The organism is Stenotrophomonas sp. 2YAF22 (assembly GCF_052114665.1).
Lineage (GTDB): Bacteria > Pseudomonadota > Gammaproteobacteria > Xanthomonadales > Xanthomonadaceae > Stenotrophomonas > Stenotrophomonas indicatrix.
Genome location: NZ_JBFRFE010000258.1, coordinates 1 through 5520, shown reverse-complemented (window position 1 = coordinate 5520; position 5520 = coordinate 1). Strand labels below are relative to the sequence as shown.

6 protein-coding genes are annotated in these 5520 nt (G+C 65.4%); 3 read left to right on the top strand and 3 right to left on the bottom strand.

What is annotated here, in order from left to right; translation table 11 throughout:
• The first annotated feature begins 182 nt into the window (after positions 1 to 182).
• Entirely contained in the window at positions 183 to 1082 is a 900-nt protein-coding gene (locus AB4Y84_RS11725; protein WP_033830519.1) for a LysR family transcriptional regulator, read from the top strand.
• Positions 1083 to 1163: 81 nt separating this feature from the next.
• Here AB4Y84_RS11725 and AB4Y84_RS11720 read toward each other — a convergent pair whose 3' ends face one another.
• From AB4Y84_RS11720 to AB4Y84_RS11710, 3 genes are all read right to left on the bottom strand, one after another.
• Entirely contained in the window at positions 1164 to 2147 is a 984-nt protein-coding gene (locus AB4Y84_RS11720; RefSeq protein ID WP_032977300.1) for an aldo/keto reductase, read from the bottom strand.
• Positions 2148 to 2288: 141 nt separating this feature from the next.
• Positions 2289 to 3452 carry a PilT/PilU family type 4a pilus ATPase gene (locus AB4Y84_RS11715; RefSeq protein ID WP_442250164.1) on the bottom strand — a complete coding sequence of 388 codons (1164 nt, stop codon included), beginning with the start codon at positions 3450 to 3452 and terminating at the stop codon, positions 2289 to 2291.
• Positions 3453 to 3531: 79 nt separating this feature from the next.
• On the bottom strand, positions 3532 to 4569 hold the full coding sequence (locus tag AB4Y84_RS11710; RefSeq protein WP_004147099.1) for a type IV pilus twitching motility protein PilT: 1038 nt from the start codon (positions 4567 to 4569) through the stop codon (positions 3532 to 3534).
• Between the two features lie 87 nt (positions 4570 to 4656).
• Here AB4Y84_RS11710 and AB4Y84_RS11705 point away from each other — a divergent pair, with 87 nt between their 5' ends.
• Complete coding sequence (locus AB4Y84_RS11705) at positions 4657 to 5334, top strand: YggS family pyridoxal phosphate-dependent enzyme (RefSeq protein WP_442243887.1); 678 nt, start codon at positions 4657 to 4659, stop codon at positions 5332 to 5334.
• 16 nt (positions 5335 to 5350) lie between these two features.
• Positions 5351 to 5520: NAD(P)-binding domain-containing protein (locus AB4Y84_RS11700; protein ID WP_442250165.1), on the top strand; the 170-nt coding region annotated here is incomplete at its 3' end.

The window sequence follows — 5520 nt, the reverse complement described above, 5'->3', positions numbered from 1 at the left end:
GCCATGGATGGCGCGACCGAGCTTACAGGGACGTACTTGCAGCGTCCCCTGCAACCGGACCCACCCCGCCATCCCACAGGAACCCAGCTTTTGCTCTTGCTTCGGCTGTTGCTGTTGAGGTTGCCGGCCAGCGGCCGGCACTACCTCGGGCGCCGGGCGCAGCCCGGCCGTATCATCCCCTCATGCCGCGTGAAAACCTCAACGACCTGCAAGCCTTCGTCCACGTTGCCCGCGAAGGCAGCTTCACCAAGGCCGCTGCCCAGCTTGGCGTCTCCCAGTCCGCCCTCAGTCACGCCATGCGCGGGCTGGAAGAACGACTGGGCGTGCGCCTGCTGACCCGCACCACCCGCAGCGTCGCCACCACCGAGGCCGGTGCCCGCCTGCTGGAAACCCTGGCCCCGCGCCTGGCCGAGATCGAAGACGAACTGGCCGCGCTGGCCGAGTACCGCGAGCGGCCCGCAGGCACCATCCGCATCAATGCCACCGGCCACGCCGCCGAGTACCTGGCGTGGCCAAGGCTGGCACCGCTGCTGCAGCAGTACCCGGACCTGAAGGTTGAACTGACCACCGATTACGGCTTGGCCGACATCGTCGCCGAACGCTACGACATCGGCATCCGTCTCGGTGAGCGCCTGGCACGCGACATGGTGGCGCTGCCGATCAGTCCGCCGCTGCGCATGCGCGTGGTGGGTGCACCGTCGTACTTCCGCCAGCACGTGGCGCCGGTGCATCCGCACGATCTGGCCGCGCACAACTGCATCACCCTGCGCCTGCCCACCCATGGCGGCCTGATGCCGTGGGATTTCGGTCAGGATGGCAACGAGCTGAGCATCCGCGTCTCTGGTCAGTGGACCTTCAACACCATGGGCATGACGCGGGCTGCGGCGCTGGCCGGCAGCGGATTGGCCTGGCTGCCCGAAGACCAGGTGCAGGCGGCCCTGCTGGAAGGCCGCCTGCAATCAACACTGGATGACTGGTGCCCGCACTTCGATGGCTACTACGCGTATTACCCGTCGCGCCGGCATGTCACCGTGGCGATGCGTACGGTGCTTGATGCGCTGCGCGGGCCGATGGTGGGGTGAGGCGTGCGGACCAACGGTCCGCACCCACCACAGGACGAGAGTCCGAGCCCACCACAGATCGAAAGACCGCACCCACTGCGATCAGCCCTTGGCCTGCGCTGCGCGCTGCGCGTTGTAGCGCTCGCCGACGATGGCGATCTCCTGCAGCGTCTGCGCGATGCGTTCCAGTTCGGCCGGCGACAGCTGCAGGTCGGCGGCAGCCAGGTTCTCTTCCAGGCGATGGATCTTGGTCGTACCCGGAATCGGCACGATCCACGGTGCCTGCGCCAGCAACCAGGCCAGCGCGACCTGTGCCGGAGTGGCGCCCCGCGCCGCCGCGATCGTGGTGATGCGGTCAACCAGCGCTTGATTGGCGCGACGCGCTTCCACTTCAAAGCGTGGCACGGTGTTGCGGAAATCGTTGTCGGCGAAGGTGGTGTCGGCGTTGATCGCGCCAGTCAGGAAGCCGCGACCCAGCGGGCTGAACGGCACGAAGCCGATGCCGAGTTCCTGCAGCGCCGGCAGCAGTTCGCGTTCCGGTTCGCGCCACCACAGCGAGTACTCGCTCTGCACTGCGGCCACCGGTTGCACGGCATGCGCGCGACGCACCGTGGCGGCGCTGGCTTCGGACAAGCCGAAGTGGCGCACCTTGCCCTCGGCGATCAGGTCACGCACGGTGCCGGCCACATCCTCGATCGGCACGTTCGGATCCACGCGGTGCTGGTAGAACAGGTCGATGTAGTCGGTGCGCAGGCGCTTGAGGCTGGCTTCGGCCACCGCACGGATGTTCTCCGGACGACTGTCCAGGCCGGTGTCGACCTGTGCGTCCTTGAAGCCGAACTTGGTGGCGATCACCAGCTTGTCGCGGTGCGGTGCCAGCGCCCTGCCGAGCAGGTCTTCGTTGGTATATGGACCATAGACTTCGGCGGTGTCGAAGAAGGTCACGCCGCGTTCGACCGCGGCGTGYAGCAGGGCGATGCCCTGGCTCTGCTCGACGGCAGGACCGTAGCCGTGGCTCAGGCCCATGCAGCCCAGGCCCAGGGCGGAGACTTTCAGGCCGCTGCGGCCGAGTTCACGTGTCTGCATCGTCGTGCTCCAGTAGGGGAGCGATGACGATACGCCTGCAGGGGCAGCGGATTGAACGACCTGGATGGCAGTCGGTCATGACTGGATTTCATGAATGCCCTCCTGCCATCCATCGCACTGCCGCCGGCAGCGGCACCTTCGTTACCGTACCTCTGAAATCTCCACGCCATCCAGCCCCTGCGACAGGGTGCGGGCATCGCCGCCCTGGCTGAGCTTGATGCGCAGGCGCACTTCGTTCTGCGAATCGGCGTAGCGCAGTGCGTCCTCGTAGCTGATCTCACCGGCCTGGTACAGCTCGAMCAGGCTCTGGTCGAAGGTCTTCATGCCCAGCTGGRCCGATTCCTTCATCASYTCCTTSAGCTTGTGGATCTCACCGTCGCGGATGTAGTCCTGCACCAGCGGCGTGCCCAGCAGGATCTCCATCGCCACCTTGCGCGAGCGGCCATCCGGCGAAGGAATCAACTGCTGCGCGACCACGCCCTTGAGGTTCAGCGACAGATCCATCAACAGCTGGTTGCGGCGATCTTCCGGGAAGAAGTTGACGATGCGGTCCATCGCCTGGTTGGCGTTGTTGGCGTGCAGCGTGCACAGCACCAGGTGACCGGTTTCAGCGAAGGCGATGGCGTGGTCCATGCCCTCGCGGGTACGCACTTCGCCGATCATGATCACATCCGGCGCCTGGCGCAGGGTGTTCTTCAGCGCGGCTTCCCAGCTGTCGGTATCGATGCCGACTTCGCGCTGGGTGATGATGCAGCCCTCGTGCTTGTGCACGAATTCGATCGGATCTTCGATGGTGATGATGTGCCCGGTCGAATTCTGGTTGCGGTAACCGATCATCGCTGCCAGCGAGGTTGATTTACCGGTACCGGTCGCGCCGACGAACAGGATGATGCCGCGCTTGGTCATCGCCAGCGTCTTGATGATCGGCGGCAGGCTCAACTCTTCCACGGTCGGGATGCGCGTCTCGATGCGACGCAGCACCATACCGACCTGGTTGCGCTGGTAGAAGCAGCTCACGCGGAAGCGGCCGACGCCGGACAGGCCGATGGCGAAGTTGCATTCGTGGGTCTTCTCGAATTCTTCGCGCTGCGCCGGCGTCATCACGTTCAGCACCAGGTCGCGGCTCTGCTGCGGCGTCAGTGGCGTCTGGGTGATCGGCGAAATCTTGCCGTTGACCTTGATCGCCGGCGGCATGCCGGCGGTGATGAACAGGTCCGAGGCGCGCTGGTGCGCCATCAGCTTGAGGAACGAGGTGAAATCGATGGTGGTCGCGGTGGTGTTCACGGCGGGCTCCCAATGGGGCATGTACCAGGAATCGGTCGGTGGAGGAAACAGCGCGGGGCCGGCGACGTATTCGCGCGCCCTGCCCCGCCATTGCCTCGCCTTACTCGAACAGACGCTTGTCCTTGGCGTATTCGCGGGCCTGGTTGCGGGTGATCAGGCTGCGCTTGACCAGGTCCTGCAGGTGCTGGTCCAGGGTCATCATGCCGTACTGCTGGCCGGTCTGGATGGCCGAATACATCTGCGCCACCTTGTCCTCGCGGATCAGGTTGCGGATGGCCGGGGTGCCCACCATGATTTCCCACGCAGCGGTACGCCCGCCACCGACCTTCTTCAGCAGCGCCTGCGAAATGACCGCGCGCAGTGATTCGGACAGCATCGAGCGCACCATCGGCTTTTCGCCGGCCGGGAACACGTCGATGATGCGGTCGATGGTCTTGGCCGCCGAACTGGTGTGCAGGGTGCCGAACACCAGGTGGCCGGTTTCCGCGGCGGTCAGCGCCAGGCGGATGGTTTCCAGGTCACGCAGTTCGCCGACCAGGATGATGTCCGGGTCCTCACGCAGTGCCGAACGCAGCGCTTCGTTGAAGCCATGCGTATCGCGGTGCACTTCGCGCTGGTTGATCAGGCACTTCTGCGAGGTGTGCACGAATTCGATCGGATCCTCGACGGTGAGGATATGGCCGTATTCGTTCTTGTTGATGTAGTCGATCATCGCCGCCAGCGTTGTCGACTTGCCCGAACCGGTCGGGCCGGTCACCAGGATCAGGCCCTGCGGTTGCTGGATCACCTCGCGGAACAGCGGCGGGCAGGCCAGGTCTTCCAGGGTCAGCACTTCGGACGGAATGGTACGGAACACCGCACCGGCGCCACGGTTCTGGTTGAACGCATTGACACGGAAGCGCGCCAGCGACGGGATCTCGAAGGAAAAGTCGACTTCGAGGAACTCCTCGTAATCGCGGCGCTGCTTGTCGGACATGATGTCGTACACCAGCGCGTGGACTTGCTTGTGGTCCAGGGCTGGAATGTTGATCCGGCGAACATCACCGTCCACGCGGATCATCGGCGGCAGGCCTGCGGACAGATGCAGGTCGGACGCTTTGTTCTTTACGGAAAACGCCAACAGCTCGGCGATATCCATGAGCGGCTACTCCCCAATAACGGCTTCGACTGGAAGGATCTTTCCCCGGGCGGCAGTATAGCCTCCTGATTGAACGGAACGCGTTACGTGGCCACTCCCCTGCCCCAGATCCTGAGCAACCTGCACAACGCCGCCGCTGCCGCCGGGCGGCCACCGCCGCGCCTGCTGGCGGTGTCCAAGACCCAGCCGGCCGAGGCCGTGGCTGCGCTTGCCGCGCAGGGCCAGACCGCGTTCGGCGAAAACTACGTGCAGGAAGCGCTGGCCAAGATGCAGGAACTGCAGCCGCTGGGCCTGGAATGGCACCTGATCGGCCACCTGCAGTCGAACAAGGCCGAACCGGTGGCCACGCACTTCGACTGGGTGCAGAGCGTAGACCGGCCCAAGCTGGTCACCGCCCTGGCCCGCTACCGCCCCGCTGAACGCGGCCCGCTGAACGTACTCATCCAGGTCAACATCGATGACGAGTCGAGCAAGCACGGCTGCGCGCCGGACGACGTGGACGCGCTGGCGGCAACCATCGCCGCCGAGCCGAACCTGTGCCTGCGCGGCCTGATGGCGATTCCTGCGCCGTGGCCCGACGCCGAGCGCCGGCGCGACGCGTTCGTGCGCATGCGCACACTTTTCGAGGCGCTGGTGGCCCGTCATCCGCAGGTGGACACCCTGTCGATGGGCATGAGCAGCGACTACGCTGAAGCCATTGCCGAAGGTGCCACCCTGGTGCGCATCGGCACCGCCCTGTTCGGCGCGCGTCCGCGCCCGGCCTGATTCCAAGGAGATTCCCATGGCAGCTGATTCCATCACCTTCATCGGCGGCGGCAACATGGCACGCAGCCTGATTTCCGGCCTGATCCGGCAGGGCGTGCCGGCCACCCACATCCACGTGGCCGAGCCAGTGGCCGAACTGCGCGAAAAACTGGCTGCCGATTTCGGCGTGCAGACCCACGACAACGC